Consider the following 19,553-nt stretch of genomic DNA (forward strand, 5'->3'; position numbering starts at 1 on the left):
TTACCCCTGGCTGGTTTCTAACAAGTTTTCAACATTGCTCAGCAATTCTGCTTCCTGGAATGGTTTACCCATATAGTGGCTTACACCGAGACTGAATGCACGTTCACGGTGTTTCTCACCTGTTCTTGAAGTAATCATGATAATTGGTAAATCTCGATGCACTTCATGGTGTCGAACCAGATTGGTTACTTCAAATCCATCCATACGTGGCATTTCAATATCCAGCAACATCAAGTCTGGCTTCACATTTTCAAGCTGTTCAATCGCATCCACCCCATCCTTAGCCGTCACAATGTCATAACCCTGACGTTCCAGTAAACGTGATGTCACCTTACGTACAGTAACTGAATCATCCACAATCATAATTAAGCGGCGTGCATTATTATGACGGGACAGATCGCGCTGCTCTGACAGATGCTTAATGCGCTGTGTGGCTTGAATTTGTCGTGCAATATTTTGACCATCCAGAATCAGGCAGACCTGACCATCCCCCAGAATGGTTGCTCCGGCAACAACCCCAACGCTCGAGAATTGCTGACCAATCGGTTTCACCACAATTTGTGCACGTGAACCAATCAACTGATCCACCAACAAGGCGATGGTTTGACCGCTATTACCTTTAATTAATAGCACTGGTAAAGAATGCGCAATATTAGTTAAACGTGGTAACGGCTGATTTGCAACAAACTCGGATAAATAACGTAATTTGTAATTGGTGTTATCAATTTTAAAGAAGTCATCTTTACTATTGAAATATTCTTCCAAAGTAGAGGGTGAAATTCGGACAATACGGTCGATTTGAGCCAATGAAATCGCAAATTGCTGATCACCCGCTTTCACCATCAAGGCATCACTTACTGCTACTGTGGTTGGTACGCGAATGGTAAAGGTGGTTCCTTCTCCAAGATTTGAATCAACAGAGACATAACCACCGAGTGCTTTAATTTCACTTTGCACCACATCCAGACCTACCCCACGCCCAGAAATCTGGGTAACTTCTTTTGCGGTACTGAATCCCGGATGAAAAATCAGTTGCAGGATTTCCTGCTTATCAAGGAATTGATCAGCTTTAATCAAACCTAAGCTTACTGCTTTTTCTTTAATCTTCGATTCATCAATCCCTTTACCATCATCACTAAATGACACGAGGACATCTGTACCTTGACTGCTGATATTTAAGACAATTCGTCCCACTTCAGGCTTCTGTGCTTCGCGTCGTAATTCAGTATCTTCCAACCCATGGTCAATCGCATTACGAAGCATATGTTCAAATGGGGTTACCAAACGCTCAAGAATGGTACGGTCCAATTCGCCTTCAGTATTTTGTACAATCAATTCTGCTGGACGATTCAATGTGGACGAAGTTTGACGTACGATACGCTGTAAACGTGGCAACATGCGATCAAATGGTACCAGACGAGTACGCATCAAACTTTCTTGAATCTCGGCCTGAATACGTGATTGTTGTAACAATAGACCTTCTGTATCACGAATTTTTTCCGACAAGGTCGTTTTAAAGTCCACCAAGTCGGATGCAGATTCTGCCAATGATTTTGACAATTGATTTAAAGATGAATATTGATCCATCTCTAATGGGTCAAAATCAGCATAACGTGAATTTTCTGAACCATGTTTTGCAATAATTTGTGACTCTAACTCACCTTCCATTCGACGTAACTGGTCAGCTAAACGCTTCATCGCCAATTCCATCTCATTCAAGGTATTACCAAGCTGGCCCAAATCCATTTCAATACGTGAACGGTTAATTGCATTTTCACCAGACAAATCGATCATTTTTTCCACCAAGTCGGCAGAAATACGGATCATTTCATTGCTGTTGTCTTGTTGTGAACTTAAGTCCCATTCACCCAACATTGCTGGGGGTTCAGTACCATCACCCTGAACAAATTCAAAGGTTTTAGGTGCAGATAATAGATCGGCTTGAGTCACACGATTTGGGAGTCGAGCGGTTACGTCAACAAATCCAATTGACTCCAAACTTAATTTTAGACTATCAAAATTACTGTAATCACCTTCGAAGATAGCCTGTTTTAACCATGCAAACGTGGTCTGTAATAATAGGTCGTATACATTAGAGTTAAAATGATGAACCGCAAACTGCTCAAAAGTGGTTTCCAGTTGATATGAAATGGCAGCTACAGGTTCATTTTCAATCATACGTGCACCACCCTTAAGACTGTGGGCGGCACGTTGTAATTGAAGCAGCAAGCTACGATCGCTTCGTTGATCAAACCATTGTTTTAATAGATCATCGGTAGATTCTAAAATTTCTTCCGCTTCTTCCAGGAATGTTTCTTCTGCAATTAAGCGAATACTATCCTCAGGATCATCAACAGCTTCTACATTTTGTGAAATATACTCTTGTTCTATTTCATCCTCTAAAGTGAGTGTCTCCACTACTGGTTCTGCTAATTCATGCACCTCAGTTTCAGCTACCACATTTTCAACTGCAACCGTTTCCAGCACAGCCATGCTTGCAGACTTGCCTTGCGAAATTTCTTGAATATTGCGCAAAATTTCAATCGATTCAGCACCAGAGTAGTCAATATTATCTTCACGAATAATTTGAATTCGATCTGATACATCATCCTGAACTAAGCGAATAATACTAATCAGTTGTGGCGTAACCGTTATTTGTTGACGAATCACACGCTCATAAATTGACTCTAATTCATGGGAAATTAAGCCAATATGAGTCGCTTGAATCATATTTGCACCCCCTTTCAAGGTATGCAAATAGCGCATTAAATTATTCAGTGCAGTGGTATTGGATGGATCCTTGCTCCAAGTATTTAAATCTTGGTCAATACCACCCAACAATTCTTCTGCTTCTTCCAGGAAGATTTCCAGTAAATCCGCATCGAACTCACTATTTGCATCAGCTGCATGCATTTGTGCACGGTCAGAGCGCATTCTTTGTGAAATCTGTGCAAGATCCACCGTAGTTGATGCTGTATTTATTGCAGCTACTGGCAATTCTTTAACTACAGATGCAGCATTTTCAAACTGTTCAAGGTCTTGCTGTACAAAGGCAGAAAGATCACTCAATATTTTCTGAACTTCATCGGTCAAAATGACACGTTGCCCGGCGGCCAAAGTATCAAACAAATGAATGAATTCTTGATGTGCCTGTCCAAATAACTCATAGGCATAATCGGTATTGAGTAATTCTGGCTTTGATACCAATTCTTCATAACTTGACTTTAATTCATGGGTAAATTGATGAATGCCAGCAGCAGCACGATTATCCGTATGGTCTAATAAATGTTGAGCCTGTTCACTTAAAGCCTGAATATATTCCGGATATTCAACCTTGACACGTTTTTCAAATTCGAATTCAGCATCGAGTAACAAATCAATATTTAATGCGATTAGCTTAGAAACCAGACCTTGAGGATTAACCCCTTCATCTACTTCAGCCGAAGTAAAGCCATAGTTATTCCAGGCATCATTAAAGGTTTCATAGATCACATCAAGTTTTTGCATTTCACCCTGTCTCAGGGTATGCAAATAATCACCTACAAATTCGGCATATTGAATCAGTAAAGCCATTTGCTTAGAGGTCGAACCAATTTCTTCTTGTAATAAGGTTTTGAATAAATTTTCTACCTTGGTACTGGCTTCAAAAACCTGCTCGATTTGAGCCATGGATGAACTGCCACGCAAGGTATGTAATGCACGAATGAGAGCGTTATAATCTTGTTTATTTTCATGTTCATTTTTCAAGAACTGATCAATCGTTAACAAGTGTTCTTCAGCTTCTTCAATAAAGATCGCAACTGTTTCTTCAATATCATTATTATCTGTTATTTCAGCAGCCTGTTCTGAAGCTTTTATTATTACTGCTTCTTGCTCTACTGCACTGGATGGGGTTTCATGCAACTCTAAACCAGTTACACCATCTTCAGCAGTCAAGGTTGTAGAGAGATCCAGTAATTCTTCCAAAGCAGGTTCTAAGCTTAATTTTTGCTGTATTTGCTGGCCCAGTAAAACCAAAGGTCGTAAATCAATATCAGCCAGCTGAACGGTTTTGAAAATTGGATATAACTTATATTGATAAATTTTGAATACAGTTTGAGCGAAGCGTTGAACTGTTGTATCTAATGGAATCGTACCCGAAATGACACGGTTTAAAGTGTCTTCAACTGCCCAGGCCAATTCACCGGCAGATTTTGCTCCCACCATGCGTCCAGAGCCTTTAAGGGTATGGAAATGGCGTCGAATAGTATTCAAGATTTCTTGGTCATTGGGATTTTCAAGCCAAGTCGTAAATAAAGTACTTAACTCAACGAAGATTTCTTCGATTTCTTCAACAAAAATTTCTAAAATTTCTGCATCTTGATCAAGATAACTATCTTCAGGAAGCGTAGTCGTTTCAACTAAATTTTTTAATATTTCTTTCATAGTTTAGGCTTCTTACGTTTATCTGCCACCAAGAAGGGCGCTCAAACTTAATTGTCACCATCACGCGAGACCTAACGATAAGGTTAAGTTCATCTTGTCGATGCTTTATCTGTGATTTATTGATGTGCCTTACCCTCAAGTCAGGCACATCACCCCAAAGCTTTCGTCTTACCTTAGTCCGGCAATTTAAAGTCAGTTACAGATTCACGTAGCGATTCGGCCATATTTGCCAATTCAGATACTGAACGTGCGGTATCAAAAGTTGCTGTTGTGGTTTGTGAGGTAATTTCCTGTACCACATTCATTGTGGTTGCAATATGACCTGCTGACGCAGATTGCAGTTTTGCCGCATCAGAAATGTTGGCAATCAATTTCGCCAGGTTGCTGGATACGTTTTGAATTTCATCCAGTGCCACACCGGCATCCTTGGACAAGTTCGCACCACGTACAACCTCGGAAGTTGTTTGTTCCATGGAAATAACCGCTTCGTTGGTATCCGTCTGAATGGTTTTTACCAAGCCTTCAATCTGTTTGGTTGCAGATGCTGAACGCTCAGCAAGACGCTGTACCTCATCGGCTACCACGGCGAAACCACGGCCTGCTTCACCTGCCATCGATGCCTGAATCGCAGCGTTTAATGCCAGGATGTTGGTTTGGTCGGCAATATCGTTAATCAACGCAACGATGTTACCAATTTCCTGAGAAGACTCACCCAAACGTTTAATACGTTTTGAGGTTTCCTGAATCTGCTCACGAATCATGTCCATGCCTTCAATTGAACGGTTTACAACATCGGCACCATTGGCAGCAATTTGCACTGAGCGCTCTGCAACGACTGCAGATTCGGTTGCATTTGAAGATACCTGGTCAATTGACATGGCCATTTCGTTAATCGCGGCAGAGGCACCGGCAATTTCTTGTGCCTGATGTTCAGATGCTTCCGCTAACTGATTGGTAATACCCTGCGTATTGGCAGTATATTGCGCAACTTCTTGAGAAGTTTCGGTAATACGTGATACCAGGTCACGTAATTGGTCAATTGCAAAGTTAATCGAGTCGGCAATCGCACCGGTGAAGTCTTCTGATACCGTTGCGTATGAACGAAGATCACCATCTGCTAAGTCAGCGATCTCATCCAGTAAACGTAAAATCGCATTCTGGTTACGGTCATATTCTTCTTGCAGGTTAGCCACACGCTGTTTATCTGAATGACCACGTAATGCAAGCAATTTGAATACACAGATCAAAAAGCCGACTAGACACAAGATTAAAAATAGTGCAGGAATAGTAACCGACCAACTTGAACCGGCAGATAACTTATTCAGGTTAGCCAATAGCTCATCTGATTGGGCAAAAATTGAAGATGAGGCTTGACGTACTTTTACAATTTGAGTCGAGTTTTTAAGAATTGTTGCGGACGCAGATTTTAATACCTCATCATAGTCAGCTTTGATGCCTTCCAATGACGCACGCAAGGCTGGATCGGCAATACGCTCCACCCCAAGTTCAGCACTGCCATTCAACTGTGCGTCAAGATAAGAACCAAAGGTTTCCGTATCGGCACTAAAGTCGTCTGCTGACTCACGAGAGTTATCACTACCGGTTAATACCGAACTGATTGAACGAAGAATACGTTCTGCAATAAATACCTGGTTTTTCGCAATGACCACCTGGTTACTCGGCATATCTTGACGTGCCATTTGGTCAACCATCAAGTTATATTCAGCCTGAATACCAGGAATGGTTTCACCAATTGCAATATTGGTATCATAAAGCTGGTTAATCATTTTTTGTTGAGAAGAAATTAAATCAATACCATCTGATACTGCTTTCCATTGCTTTTCAACTTCATCCAGTGCTGGAGTATGCGCATGAATATCGTTCACAGTTTCAAGATTTTCTGCAAAGCTTTTTTGAGATTGTACTAATTTATCAATTGATTCTTTGGTTCCTGAAGCCGTTGCTTCAGTTGCCTGACGAGAAATCGTCTGCGATAAAAGACGCAGATCACCCACACTACGTGTTAATTCATTGTTACGCGGCACACTATAGAATAAATATAGCAACAGGAATAGTGCGACGACCAGACAGAATGCTGCACCCAGAATTAAGGGTTTGGACTTCTCACTGTCACCAAATACACGTGATAATTGATCAGTTTGTGATTGAATCTTTGCCAATAAAGCATTACCAACCTGAGGGTTGCTGCCTTCACCTGTATTTTTCTTTTTAAGTTTAAAGCCCATCCAGCTTCTCCCCGACTTTCGCCATCATTCTTCAGCGCGCGAATATTAATTTATAAATTTTATAGATGCATTCATGTATTTTGGGTTTTGCAATAAACGACTAAATAAAAAAACATGCCAGTGTTGATTATGTTGATAAAAATATCCCTGACAATACTCTTGTAAATTGCTGTCTAATTCACTATGTTTAGAAAAGAAACTCTTCTTATTAAAGTGTTGAATCCCCAAAACTTGATCTACAACCAAACCGACATAATGGTCATTATGACTAATACACAGTACTTTTTGAGTGGGTGAAAACTGAGTTCGGTACCCGGAAATATATTGAGCCAAATCAGCCACTGAAAGTAAGCGTCCCCGAATATTGGCCAGCCCCATCACCCATGATTGAGTATTCGGAACGGGCGTATATTTAGGTGGATAAATCACTTCCGACACTTCACCTAAAGGAGCAACAAAATATTGCCCCATCATCTCAAAAGCAATGCCTGACCATCGGTTTACTTCATTTTCAGTGCTAACGTAGTTTTTATTGCCACGTTTAGCCAGCCGAAGTAATTCGATAAATCCATTAGCTGCCATAGAGCTTATCCTGCATTGATGTGGTGTTTAATCACATCAATTAATTGTTTTTCGTCTACAGGTTTGGTTAAATAATCACTTGCCCCTTGACGTTTCCCCCAAACTCGGTCAGTTGCTTGATCTTTGGTACTGACAATCACAATTGGAATGTGTTTGGTGGTTGTACCACGTGCAATTTGACGTGTTGCTTGGAAACCATTTACCCCAGGCATTACCACATCCATTAACACAAGATCCGGCAATTCTGCTTGTGCCATTGTGACACCATCAGCCCCATTCGCAGCTTCAATTACCTCAAAGCCATGTTTCGTTAAAATCTCTTTAAAACGGAATGTTTCTGTTGGTGAATCATCAACAATAAGGATACGTGACATGCTTTCCCCCAAAAAATAAAATTATGCTGTTACGTGATTACGGATTGCGTTTAGCAATTCATCTTTACTAAAGGGTTTAGTTAAATATTCATCCGAACCGACAACACGCCCTTTAGCCTGATCAAATAAGCCATCTTTACTTGACAGCATAATGACCGGAATATTTTGATAATTTTGAGAATTTTTAATTAATGCACAAGTTTGATAACCGTCCAAACGTGGCATCATAATATCGACAAACACGATATCTGGATTGGCTTCAGCAATTTTTGCCAATGCTTCAAAACCATCTACTGCTGTTATTACTTCACAACCTTCACGCTGTAGTAATGTCTCTGCTGTACGACGAATGGTTTTTGAATCATCAATCACCATGACTTTTAGATTTTGGAATTTATCGTCCATTTAATGACCCTTCCCATTTTTAGAGTGTACAAACAATTCGAGTAGAAAGTTTTATTACAAGTTACTAACATTTTTAACATATCTTTACTTTCATTTCCAATGAACATTTTCCGCACACCGACGCATTTTCTTGTTTTTTCAGTAACGGTTTCACATTTTCTGTCGGTCAATGATTTTTTTTTGACTAAGAGAGGTTTTTTATTGATGATTTTGAGTCTAATATACAAGTTTTATTACTTTAAAAATAAGTAATTTAGTCTACTTTAAATCGGGGGTTACAATGCAAAGTCAGTTTAAACACAAACTTGCTTTCATTGCACAAAAAAAAATGACTAGGAAATTCATTCTTGTATTTTTGTTAACATTTCAAGCAATATATATCTTTGCAGAGCCGCCTCCTAAAGCCACATGGTACCGTTACTATGACAGTAAAGGTATCGCCAATATTAGTACCAGTGTTACACCAAATCACATTCGTCATGGTTATGAAGCCTTAGACCGAAACATGCAGGTGATTCAACGTAATCGTGCCTACGATACCGAAGCAGATATAAAAAAAGCACCGCTACGTGCCGCACAAGCCAGACAAAATGCAGCTGATCTAAAACTCAAGACTGCATATACCAATTCTGATGTTGCTGCAACTAAACGCAATGATGCATTGGTGCATATTAAAAAACAGATTGCCTTTCAACAGGATCAGCTAAAACAGCTACAAAATGACCGGATCTCCTTTAAACGTCAACAAATTGAATATTTACGTAAAGCTGAAAACGTTCCAACTTCCTTAAAAAACAATCTTGATAACAATCAAAAAAATATTGAATCCAAAAAAGAAAGTATTAATTCATTACAAATACACTATCGAAATACCCAGGCACAATACGACAGAATCATCACTCGTTTAAAAGCTCTTGAATAAATTGTATTTATTAATAACAGGGCTGAGGTTATGTCACGTTAAATAAAAGGATTTACCCGCATGCCATTTGGACAGCGTATAAAAAAAACTAAATTAAGCGATCATAAGTCATATTTAATTTGTAGTGCTCTCTGCGTGAGCTTACTATTGGGTGCGTGTCAAAAAAATGAAACAGAAGCACCTGCTGAAACCAAGCAAAAAATAGAATTGATTCAACAAGATTTAGTTACAGTTAAAGATGGGGTTTCTATCGTTAAAACTGCCTTTACCGGCACACTTCGTGCAGTAAATCAAAGCAGCATACAAGCGCAAGTGACTGCGACCGCAACAGCTGTCAATGCCCAAGTGGGCCAAGCTGTTTCAAAAGGTCAGGTTTTAGTTCGTTTAAATAATCCAGATAATGCTGCACGACTTGCACAAGCCCAAGCCAACCTTAGCTCGACTCAGGCCCAAGCCACTTTGGCTAAAAACATGATGCAACGAAAAAAACGATTGCTGGATCAAGGATTTATTTCCAAAGTTGAATATGAGCAGGCAGCAGTTGATTATCAGGCACAACTTGAAAATGTGCATGCACAACAGGCCAACGTCAATATTGCTCAAAAAGCCGAGCGTGATGGAACTGTCTTGAGCCCTATCTCAGGAGTCATTACCAAACGTGAGGTTGAATCCGGGCAAACAGTGGCTGCCGGTCAAACCCTATTTGAAATAGTCGATCCTGATCATTTAGAAATACAGGCCAAATTACCCAGTGATATGCAGGCAGCTTTAAAAGTCGGTCAAAAAATTGAATATACCATTCAAGGTAATCCTGCTCAGCTTACGGCAGTCTTGACCCGAGTTTCTCCAATTGCCGATCCTGCAAGTCGTCAAATTGAATTCTTTGCAAAGCCGAATGAAACCATTAACTCACTTAGTAGTGGTTCGTTTGTCGAAGGCAGCATTCTTTCTTCTACCCAAGTTAGCGGTCAGTTGATTCCGCTGGATATTATCCAGAATTTAAAAGAAAATCCTTTTGTCTGGGTCATTCGCCAGAAAAAAATCGAAAAAGTAAATCTGGTAATTTTAGAACAGCGCTATCGCGACAATTTAGCCGTGGTGCAAGGACTGCAAACTGGTGACCAAATCAGCCGTATTAAATTTAATGACCAAGACCTTCATCAGGAAGTCATAATCACTCAAAAATAAGCACAGGATTGTTCTTATGTGGTTCACCCGAATTAGTGTTAAGTATCCTGTTTTCACCATCATGATGATGTTGTGTTTACTGGTGTTGGGGTTAGCGTCTTGGCAACGGATGAGCGTTGAAGAATTCCCCGATGTAGACTTCCCGTTTGTGGTGGTTTATACCAGCTATCCCGGTGCATCGCCTGAAATAATTGAATCTGAAGTCACCAAAAAAATGGAAGAAAAGATCAATACCATTTCAGGTTTAAAACAGGTGATTTCACAATCGAGTGAAGGGCTTTCGACCATTATTGTCGAGTTTAATCTAGACGTTTCTTCTGCTGTCGCCGCACAGGATATTCGCGATAAAATCTCCTCGGTCACTGCCGGGTTTCGTGATGAAATTCAGGATCCGGTAGTCGAGCGTTATGACCCCACAGCCAATGCGGTCATGTCCATTGTTTTTGAATCAGAAACCATGCCGTTACGCGATTTGAGTTCCTATTTAGATCAGAGGATTGTTCCACAATTACAAACCGTTCCCGGCGTGGGCGCGGTCAATTTACTCGGTGATGCACAACGGCAAATTCGTATTGAAATCGAACCACAAAAATTACAAAGCTTCGGCATTGGTATTGATCAGGTCATCAACACCTTAAAAAGTGAAAATATTGAAGTTCCAGGCGGAACTTTAAAACAACCCACCTCGGAACTGGTGGTTGAAATCAAATCCAAGGTGATTCATCCACAATCGTTTGGTGATTTAATTATTGCCAATAAAAATGGCGCGCCTATTTTTCTAAAACAAGTAGCAAAAATTGAAGATAGCCAAGCCGACTTAGAATCCAGTGCCTATTTGAATGGTAAAACAGCGGTAGCGATTGATATTTTGCGCAGCTCTGATTCCAATGTGATTGAAGTGGTGGATGCCACCTATAAAGCCATGAAGAAGATTGAAAAACAATTACCTCAAGGCACCGTTGCCAAAGTCGTGGTGGATAGCTCTAAAAGTATTCGCGGTAGTATTAAGGATGTTGCGCGTACGATTATTGAAGGGGCTGTTTTAGCCGTTCTGATTGTGTTGCTGTTTTTAGGTTCATTCCGCTCTACTGCCATTACCGGCTTAACCCTTCCAATTGCTTTACTCGGAACACTTACTTTTATCTGGGCATTTGGCTTTACCATTAATATGATGACGCTGTTAGCCCTTTCCCTCAGTATTGGCCTGTTAATTGATGACGCGATTGTGGTTCGGGAAAATATTGTCCGCCATGCCGATATGGGCAAAGACCACGTTACAGCAGCACTGGATGGCACCAAAGAAATTGGGCTTGCGGTTTTAGCCACAACGCTGACGATTGTAGCGGTATTCTTGCCGGTTGCTTTCATGGGCGGGATTATTGGTAAATTCTTTTATCAATTTGGGGTGACGGTCAGTGCCGCAGTGCTGATCTCCATGTTTGTCAGTTTTACCCTCGATCCCATGCTTTCGGCACATTGGGCTGAAAAACATGATCCGAATAAGCAACCAGGAAAAATCAAACGCTTTTTTAACTGGATTTCCAATACGCTGGATAATTTAAGCCACTACTACGAAAAACTGTTAAAACTGGCACTGCGTTTCCGCATTGTTACGCTCATGATTGCAGTCGCTTCACTGTTTGGGGCCTTAGCACTCTCTAAGCTGGTGGGTACAGAATTTGTGCCCGTACCTGATAAAAGTGAAATTCGGATTAAGTTTGAAACACCCGTGGATGCATCACTCGAATATTCACAAGCCAAGTTATTGCAAGTTGAGCATATTATTCGCCAGCACCCTGACGTGCGCGGTACCTATAGCATTATTAACGGCGTGACTGACCGTGGTAAAAATCATGTCAGTATCCGGGTCAGCGTCACCCCTCGTTTAGAGCGCAACAAGAACCTGACACAGCTTAACAATGAATTTCGCCAACGCTTAAAAAGCGTAGCCGGTATTACCATTACTTCTGTTGCTTCCGCCGACGAAACAGTTTCAGGGGGTCAAAAGCCGGTTCTTATTTCAATTAAAGGTCCCGAACTGGATGAATTGCAGAAAATCTCGGATCGCTTTCTGGCTGAAATTTATAAAGTAAAAGGTATTGTCGATCTGGAAAGCTCACTTAAAGAACCCAAGCCGACCTTGGCTGTTCATATTAACCGCATGCTTGCCAGTGATTTGGGTCTATCCGTCAATCAGATTGCCAATGTCATCCGTCCACTGATTGCAGGTGATAATGTCACCACCTGGCAGGATGAAAAAGGTGAAATCTATGATGTCAATCTTCGCTTGACCGAAAATAAACGCAGCTTGCCAAGTGATATTGAGAACCTTTACTTAAACTCAAAAAAAACCGATGCATCCGGTCAGCCTATTTTAGTGCCACTGACAACTGTCGCCTCATTTGAAGAAAGTCTGGGTGCATCACAGATTAACCGTCGTGACTTGGCACGTGAAGTATTGGTAGAAGCCAACACTGCCGGTCGTCCTACAGGTGATATTGGGAAAGATATTAAAAAGATTCAGGATAATTTTGATTTACCACCAGGTTATAGTTTCGTCACCCAAGGAGCGAATAAAGATATGGCTGAGTCTGCAGGTTACGCCATGACTGCGATTACCCTCTCGATTGTATTTATCTATATTGTACTGGGATCACAATTCAATAGCTTTATTCACCCCGCTGCCATTATGGCCTCCCTGCCCCTGTCCCTCATTGGCGTATTCTTGGCCTTGTTCCTGTTTAACTCAACCATGAATCTATTCTCAATCATTGGGATTATCATGCTGATGGGATTGGTGACTAAAAATGCCATTCTGTTGATTGATTTCATCAAGAAAGCCATGGACCGGGGTGAAGACCGTTTTGATGCCATTATTGCCGCCGGTAAAACCCGTTTACGTCCCATTTTAATGACCACAAGTGCTATGGTAATGGGCATGATTCCCCTTGCATTAGGCTTAGGCGAAGGGGGTGAACAAAGTGCACCTATGGCACATGCCGTGATTGGTGGTGTGATCACTTCTACCCTGTTGACCTTAGTAGTCGTACCAGTGATCTTTACTTACCTGGATGACTTAAAGAATTTTATGACGCGCCAAATACGAAAAATCATGTCATAATTTATGACATCACAATGAGGTGACATTCAGAAATGTTCACCTCATTTTTTATTGTATAATCTTGGCTTTCAAGGCTTAATTTTTAGGACAGCTTCCATGCGCGCGAGTCGCTTTTTATTTGCTACGTTAAGAGAAACCCCGAACGATGCTGAAGTTATTTCACATCAGCTAATGTTACGTGCGGGTATGATTCGTAAATTGGCTTCGGGTTTATACACTTGGTTGCCGATGGGCATACGTGTGCTAAATAAAGTGGAAGCGATTATTCATGAAGAAATGAATCGTGCTGGCTCACTTGAAGTATTGATGCCTGTGACTCAACCTTCAAGTCTATGGGAAGAATCAGGTCGCTTTGTTCAATATGGTCCTGAACTGCTACGTTTCAAAGACCGTCATAATAATGATTTTGTGCTTGGACCTACACATGAAGAAGTGATTACCGATCTTGCGCGTAACGAACTGAAAAGTTACAAGCAACTTCCAGCAAACTTCTACCAAGTACAAACCAAATTCCGGGATGAAATTCGTCCACGTTTTGGGGTAATGCGTTCACGTGAATTCATCATGAAAGATGCCTACTCTTTCCATATCGATCAAGATTCTCTACAAGAGACTTACGATACGATGTACGATGCGTATTGCCGTATCTTTACCCGTCTAGGTTTAAATTTCCGTCCAGTTCAAGCAGATACCGGTTCAATCGGTGGTTCAGGTTCACACGAATTCCATGTGTTGGCATCAAGCGGTGAAGACGATATCGCCTTCTCAACTGACTCCGACTATGCAGCCAACGTTGAAATGGCTGAAGCAGTGCTTGTCGGTGAACGTGCTACGCCTACACAAGAGTTAAAATTGGTCGAAACACCAAACCAAAAAACCATTGCTGATGTTTCAGCATTCTTGAATACAGAAGCAAAAGATTCTGTTAAAGCCTTATTGGTTCAAGGTGTGGCAGATGAAAAAGGTAATGTTCCTGTTGTTGCATTATTCCTTCGTGGCGATCATGAACTCAATGAAATCAAAGCTGAAAAGCATGCCACTATTGCTGCGCCTTTAACTTTTGCAACAGAAGAACAAATTGCTGCACTCGGCTTAACTACTGGTTTCATTGGTCCACAAGGTTTAGTTGAAAAAGGCTTAACCGTGATTATAGATCGTGCAGCATCTGTATTGTCTGATTTCGTTGCTGGTGCAAATGAAGCAGACAAACATGCAACTGGCGTAAACTGGGAACGTGATGCGCAGTATACTGAAATCTATGATTTACGTAACGTAGTTGAAGGTGATGTTTCCCCAGATGGTAAAGGCACACTCCAAATTAAACGTGGTATTGAAGTCGGCCATATCTTCCAGTTAGGTAAAAAATACTCGGAAGCTTTGGGCTGTAAAGTCCTTGGTAAAGACGGTAAGCCGACAGTGGTAACGATGGGTTGCTATGGTATTGGAGTAACACGTGTAGTTGCATCTGCCATTGAACAAAACTTCGATGACAAAGGTATTATTTGGCCTTTAGCCATTGCACCATTTGAAGTTGCAATTGTGCCAATGAATGCACACAAATCACCACGCACCCTTGAGGCCGCTGAAGCACTATATGCAGAGCTTCAAGCAGCAGGTTTTGATGTGATTTTGGATGACCGTGATGAACGCCCAGGGGTTAAATTCTCTGACCTTGAAATCACGGGCATTCCTCATCGTATCGTGATTGGGGAAAAAGGTTTGGACGCAGGCACTTTTGAATATAAAGGACGCCGTGATGCTGAATCTGTGAATATTTCTAAAGAAGAATTATTGACAAAAATTGCTAAATAATCTGTCTTCGAAATAAAAAAATCCCGCTCAGGCGGGATTTTTTTATAATCTAATTAACAAAATTTTAAACCACCATAGCAATTTGATGTAACTTCTTGGTTTTTCAAAATCTGGTTGTTAAGGGTTAATGTAGATGGATTAGCCTGAGTCCAAGGCCCCACATTAATTTCTAGTGTTTTAACAATAGGAGTATTTACTAGTGCCTTAATAGAATCACCCAAATCAATTGGAATTTTCATATCTGGCTGCCCCAGGCTATTTGTAATATTTTGAGCAACTTGAGGAAGCACCGCCGAAATATCTACAGCCCCTGCCACATTTAGTTGTCCTAATTGTACAGGATCAGCAAATGACATCCACCAACCTCTTTGCGCAACATCTGCTGCATCAGCACCAGGCCAATGTAAAGCAAGCTGTTGCAAGGCTAAATAACCACCCGAACCAGTTAATGGCACATTATGCACCATACTTAGCAATTGATTGAAGGTGACATTCATATTGAGGTTGGTTAGTTTAGAACCCTCTCCCATTTTGAATTTTGAGGTACTCACTAAACAAAGCGGTCCTAAGCCCACACATGGATTGATATTCACCAATAGTTGGTCATTATCAAATTGTGTAGTATTCAAACCATTATAGACCTCATAATTTGCATTATCTGCAGCTGTACCTTTTGCCAAAGGAATCACTGGAATAGCCACCATAATATTGGTTGCACTTGCCTTAGTTTGACGGTTTCCAGAAACGGTAAAGCCGGGGACATTAAATTTCACATTATTTAACTGCGGTACAGTAATACCGGTTGTTGCTGAATTTAATGGATCACTGGTAAAACCATGTTCACCGAATAGCGCAATATCCAGCACACCTGCAATTTGCTGATTCGCCGCCTTACCAAATTTTGCTGCTGCAGTATTGGTAGAACCTGTGGTATCTGCAATTTTCATATAACCACTAAAAGATTGAATACCATCTGTAGGGGACTGTGTATTAGCAATACCTGTGGTTAATAAACCCAAAATTTCTTGCGCACCCAGACGGAATCCAACTATTTCCCGAGTAGAGGCCTTATCATTATTTTTTATTGCAAACTCAACAAAAGGGTTGGTTATTTTTGCACTTGTCGAGGCACGGTCATTGGCAAACACGGGATTTCCCAAACTATCATAACTTGTAGGTAATCCACTTAAAGCTAAATTCGAAATATCAATATCACAGCCATCTGCACCATTCACCCCTCCACAACCTAACTGTAAGGATTTAATATTGGTATTCAATTCCATTTCAGCATCAAGACCAAGTTTAAAAAAGTTAACCGTCTCGCTGCCTGCTGTGGTATAGCTATAAGCATCTTTGGAAAAATTTAACAATGCCTGACCATCTACTTTAGCCAATTCGGTATCGGATAAACTTTTAAATCCTGTTGCATGTGCACCTGAGTAAATACAACAGATTAATGCTGGCAATAATAATTTTTTCATTTTCAGTCCCTATAATTTTTTTATCGCGGAGTAATACCTAAAGTGCTACGCATTGCTCCTCCTGTAATGGCAAGATCCGCGATTTTTTGCATATTGCCTGCTGGAGACATTGCCATTTCTGCGGTAAAAACTTTACCTTGAGAATTTGCATTAGCTAAATGATTGAACTTGACCTGATTGTCTAACACAACAGTATCTTGTTTCATCTGAATTCTTGATTCAAAACCTATATGCCCTTGAAGCTTATTTAAATTGATACTAGATTCAGTTGTTCCAGTCGTCTTGACATCTTCGTTAATGATGCTTAAGAAACTGCCTCTATCCGTGGGACCTGTAATATCTTTAAACTTAAAATTCCCTTTTAAAGACAAATAGTTGGAATCTGGTGTTGCATTTGGTCCATTCAACCCCGGAACAATCAGCAATTCACCTTGACCGTCAAGCTTAAAAGCAATTGAAGATAATACATCATCTTTTTTGGCAAAATTATCAATAGGTACAACTTTGTTATCACAATTTGCACCGCCAGTTGCTGCTGTACAGTTATATAAAGATCCTGGCAATTGCCCAATTGCAATTTCAGCTTTTGCTGCAAATAATAAATTGTCTGCTCTAATATAAATTCCTTCATCTTCAAAACCAATTACACCATCTGATTTTAAATATGAATCGATATTTCGAAGACCTGCATAGTAATTTACTTCTTCGTTATATACTCCCTTTGCACCATCCACAACAATAATAGAAGTGGTACTCGGTGCTCCAGTTTTTTTATCAATACCATAACCTTCTGTAGACATCGCCAAGTTATAACCTAAACCTGCACTTGTCACACCGTTATAACTATAGTTTTTAGAAAATAGAGCCAGATTGGCATTTAAATTAAAGATCGGTATACCTAAACCCCACTCTCCTGAGGGACTGGTTATTTCAGCAATTGAGTTATCTGAAATAAAGCGTGCTTTACGAGCTATCGCTTGAAAATCCATACTCCGGATTGCAATCAGTGCTACATTTTGTCCTTTATCAACTGGCACCATGTAATAGGTTAATTCATTAGTTGCGGCACCGAGTATCTTTTTAACATTTTCATTGATAATAAAATTCAAACTTTTAACTTGTGCGGTATTGATATAAATATCACCAAAATCAATATAGGCATTCCGAGTATTCAAATTCGTAGCATTAGTTGAATTACGAATAATTAAGGGAGATAAATTTGAAAATTCAATAGCATAGCTACCATGCCCCGTATGGCCTATTTCCAAAGTTGTTGGAGCAAAATTTTGACCTAATAGCGGATTTCCTTCACGTGTAAACTCAGCAGAAACACCAAAATGCAAACCACCTGCGCCTGCAAACCCATAACCTGAAGCAGACTTTATGGTTTCTGTTAAATCTGTTCCAGACCGATTAACCGTATTAAAATCTTTAAGGCCAGCCTGATTGGCATTTAAAAATATTTTAGCATTTGTAACAGCACCCGATGCTCCCATACGAATTACATTTTTCTGGTTATCGGGATCTGCCCCATAGCGCAAGTCAATATTTACCCCAGGATTTTTTGCATTTACTCGACTGGAATCGACATCACTTGAATCGGCAACTCGGGCTAAATTCACAATATGATCTGTATTTCCATCGCGGCTTTTAGTGGTCATCACTATGCCCTCATTCGGGTCTACATACATATAACCATCGGCAGAAAAATTAAAGTTAAAATCTTTTAAGGTTAAATTTTTGCCATTTAAACCATAACCAATACTTGCATTTTGTAGTTGAAAATCTAAATGCGCTTTGTCATCGCGGTTAAATAAACCATGCGTAGTTTCTAGATAGAATTTTAAAGGTGAAGTCGTTGAAAGGCTTAAAGAACCCAAATTCTGTTCAGCCGTTGTACAAGTTGCAGCATCGCATAGCAGCATAAGCTTTTCTACTGTGGCCTGAAATGGGGAAATGCTGGCTTGAATTTTCACGCCAGTACCTCTATCCGTTGTGCCTACGTCAAAATCGAGCGTACTTTTAATCGTACTGTTATTTACTCCTTTGACTTCAACATTGTGCATTCCTAGCTTCATATTACCTGTATCGGTATAATCAACCCAGTTCGCCTGATCTATATTTATTTTTGAGACTTCATGAGTAATAGAAATACCATCTTGACCTGTCACAACACTTAAAGACTGATCTGTTAACTGCTGAAGTGCAAAAGATTGTTGTGCCATTAATACACAAGCCGTGAGCAGATTTAGTTTTATTATTTTTTTCATTGCAACATCCTTATTCTTAAAAATTTTTATTTAATTAACAACGACTGGTTCCAGTACCTGCGCAGTTATAACTAAAAATTTTCAAATCTCCCGACATATGTAAATTTCCATGTACGTTCAAGCCCATAAATCCTTTTTCAGCACCTTTATCAAAAGTAGGAACATCTACACTGCTATAAACTTTTACACCTTGGGCATTTAGTGTATAAGCATTATATTGATTATATTTTTCATCTTTTAAATAGCCTTTAGTCGCCGCATCATCCGTTTCAACTGACAAACTACTAAAACCTAAATTTCTTATTTTTAAAGGTTTATCATCAAAAAATGAGAGTCTCATTGCTGTTTGAGGCATCATATCCTTATTGATAATCGTGCTTCCCGCTAAAGAAAACTTATCTACCTGAATGGTGCCTTGAATTTTCTTAAAGACCAACCATCTTTGATTGCCGGCTGCATCCGCATGATTATTAGGTGAAAATGCAAAACGGCATTGCACATCCGAGACACAGTCATATGTGTAATATACGCCTTGCTGATCAGAGATATTTTTAATACTTAAATCATTTGCATAACGATGGTTTAATGACAAAGTCCAGCTTAAATCAGCCCCCCCTTGCCCTGTAACATCTAGTAATGCACCATTATCCAAACCTACCAATTCTGCATGTGCTGCACAAGCCATAAGTAAAACGACGGAAATAGATATTTTATTTAACATTTTTAT

At 40.1% G+C, this 19,553-nt stretch carries 12 protein-coding genes; 4 read left to right on the top strand and 8 right to left on the bottom strand.

Translation table 11 applies throughout. The annotated features are described in order from the left end of the window. The 5 genes from E0H89_RS06460 to pilG all read right to left on the bottom strand — a co-directional run bounded on the left by E0H89_RS06460 (position 1) and on the right by pilG (position 8,032). Entirely contained in the window at positions 1–4,425 is a 4,425-nt protein-coding gene (locus E0H89_RS06460) for an Hpt domain-containing protein (protein ID WP_131215630.1), read from the bottom strand. A 173-nt stretch (positions 4,426–4,598) separates the two neighbouring features. Beyond that, positions 4,599–6,671, bottom strand: coding sequence for a methyl-accepting chemotaxis protein (locus E0H89_RS06465; protein ID WP_131215632.1), 2,073 nt, complete (start codon positions 6,669–6,671; stop codon positions 4,599–4,601). A 45-nt stretch (positions 6,672–6,716) separates the two neighbouring features. Continuing rightward, on the bottom strand, positions 6,717–7,253 hold the full coding sequence (locus E0H89_RS06470) for a chemotaxis protein CheW (protein WP_131215634.1): 537 nt from the start codon (positions 7,251–7,253) through the stop codon (positions 6,717–6,719). Between the two features lie 5 nt (positions 7,254–7,258). After that, positions 7,259–7,627 (bottom strand): response regulator, encoded by a 369-nt coding sequence (locus E0H89_RS06475; protein WP_131215636.1) that lies wholly within the window; start codon positions 7,625–7,627, stop codon positions 7,259–7,261. Between the two features lie 21 nt (positions 7,628–7,648). Beyond that, entirely contained in the window at positions 7,649–8,032 is a 384-nt protein-coding gene (gene pilG, locus E0H89_RS06480) for a twitching motility response regulator PilG (RefSeq protein WP_131215638.1), read from the bottom strand. Positions 8,033–8,312: 280 nt separating this feature from the next. On the opposite strand from pilG, the gene E0H89_RS06485 reads away from it, so the two are divergent. From E0H89_RS06485 to E0H89_RS06500, 4 genes are all read left to right on the top strand, one after another. After that, positions 8,313–8,954, top strand: coding sequence for a hypothetical protein (locus E0H89_RS06485; RefSeq protein WP_131215639.1), 642 nt, complete (start codon positions 8,313–8,315; stop codon positions 8,952–8,954). Positions 8,955–9,014: 60 nt separating this feature from the next. Beyond that, a complete protein-coding gene (locus E0H89_RS06490; protein ID WP_131215641.1) occupies positions 9,015–10,142 on the top strand; it encodes an efflux RND transporter periplasmic adaptor subunit in 1,128 nt (375 codons plus the stop codon). 16 nt (positions 10,143–10,158) lie between these two features. Beyond that, positions 10,159–13,263, top strand: coding sequence for an efflux RND transporter permease subunit (locus E0H89_RS06495; protein WP_131215642.1), 3,105 nt, complete (start codon positions 10,159–10,161; stop codon positions 13,261–13,263). A gap of 96 nt (positions 13,264–13,359) precedes the next feature. Further along, positions 13,360–15,075 (top strand): proline--tRNA ligase, encoded by a 1,716-nt coding sequence (locus E0H89_RS06500; RefSeq protein ID WP_131215644.1) that lies wholly within the window; start codon positions 13,360–13,362, stop codon positions 15,073–15,075. A 53-nt stretch (positions 15,076–15,128) separates the two neighbouring features. Here E0H89_RS06500 and E0H89_RS06505 read toward each other — a convergent pair whose 3' ends face one another. The 3 genes from E0H89_RS06505 to E0H89_RS06515 are packed head-to-tail and all read right to left on the bottom strand — an operon-like array spanning position 15,129 to position 19,547. Continuing rightward, entirely contained in the window at positions 15,129–16,556 is a 1,428-nt protein-coding gene (locus E0H89_RS06505) for a hypothetical protein (RefSeq protein WP_131215646.1), read from the bottom strand. Positions 16,557–16,576: 20 nt separating this feature from the next. Continuing rightward, entirely contained in the window at positions 16,577–18,826 is a 2,250-nt protein-coding gene (locus E0H89_RS06510; protein WP_131215648.1) for a DUF6160 family protein, read from the bottom strand. 34 nt (positions 18,827–18,860) lie between these two features. Next, positions 18,861–19,547 carry a hypothetical protein gene (locus E0H89_RS06515; protein ID WP_131215650.1) on the bottom strand — a complete coding sequence of 229 codons (687 nt, stop codon included), beginning with the start codon at positions 19,545–19,547 and terminating at the stop codon, positions 18,861–18,863. Positions 19,548–19,553 lie beyond the last annotated feature (6 nt).

Source organism: Acinetobacter sp. ANC 3781 (assembly GCF_004331285.1).
In the GTDB taxonomy this organism is placed as follows: Bacteria; Pseudomonadota; Gammaproteobacteria; order Pseudomonadales; family Moraxellaceae; genus Acinetobacter.

Bases quoted from the DNA above. Each gene is read 5' to 3' on its own strand.
- E0H89_RS06460 (WP_131215630.1), bottom strand. From the start codon at position 4,425: ATGAAAGAAATATTAAAAAATTTAGTTGAAACGACTACGCTTCCTGAA.
- E0H89_RS06465 (WP_131215632.1), bottom strand. From the start codon at position 6,671: ATGGGCTTTAAACTTAAAAAGAAAAATACAGGTGAAGGCAGCAACCCT.
- E0H89_RS06470 (WP_131215634.1), bottom strand. From the start codon at position 7,253: ATGGCAGCTAATGGATTTATCGAATTACTTCGGCTGGCTAAACGTGGC.
- E0H89_RS06475 (WP_131215636.1), bottom strand. From the start codon at position 7,627: ATGTCACGTATCCTTATTGTTGATGATTCACCAACAGAAACATTCCGT.
- pilG (WP_131215638.1), bottom strand. From the start codon at position 8,032: ATGGACGATAAATTCCAAAATCTAAAAGTCATGGTGATTGATGATTCA.
- E0H89_RS06485 (WP_131215639.1), top strand. From the start codon at position 8,313: ATGCAAAGTCAGTTTAAACACAAACTTGCTTTCATTGCACAAAAAAAA.
- E0H89_RS06490 (WP_131215641.1), top strand. From the start codon at position 9,015: ATGCCATTTGGACAGCGTATAAAAAAAACTAAATTAAGCGATCATAAG.
- E0H89_RS06495 (WP_131215642.1), top strand. From the start codon at position 10,159: ATGTGGTTCACCCGAATTAGTGTTAAGTATCCTGTTTTCACCATCATG.
- E0H89_RS06500 (WP_131215644.1), top strand. From the start codon at position 13,360: ATGCGCGCGAGTCGCTTTTTATTTGCTACGTTAAGAGAAACCCCGAAC.
- E0H89_RS06505 (WP_131215646.1), bottom strand. From the start codon at position 16,556: ATGAAAAAATTATTATTGCCAGCATTAATCTGTTGTATTTACTCAGGT.
- E0H89_RS06510 (WP_131215648.1), bottom strand. From the start codon at position 18,826: ATGAAAAAAATAATAAAACTAAATCTGCTCACGGCTTGTGTATTAATG.
- E0H89_RS06515 (WP_131215650.1), bottom strand. From the start codon at position 19,547: ATGTTAAATAAAATATCTATTTCCGTCGTTTTACTTATGGCTTGTGCA.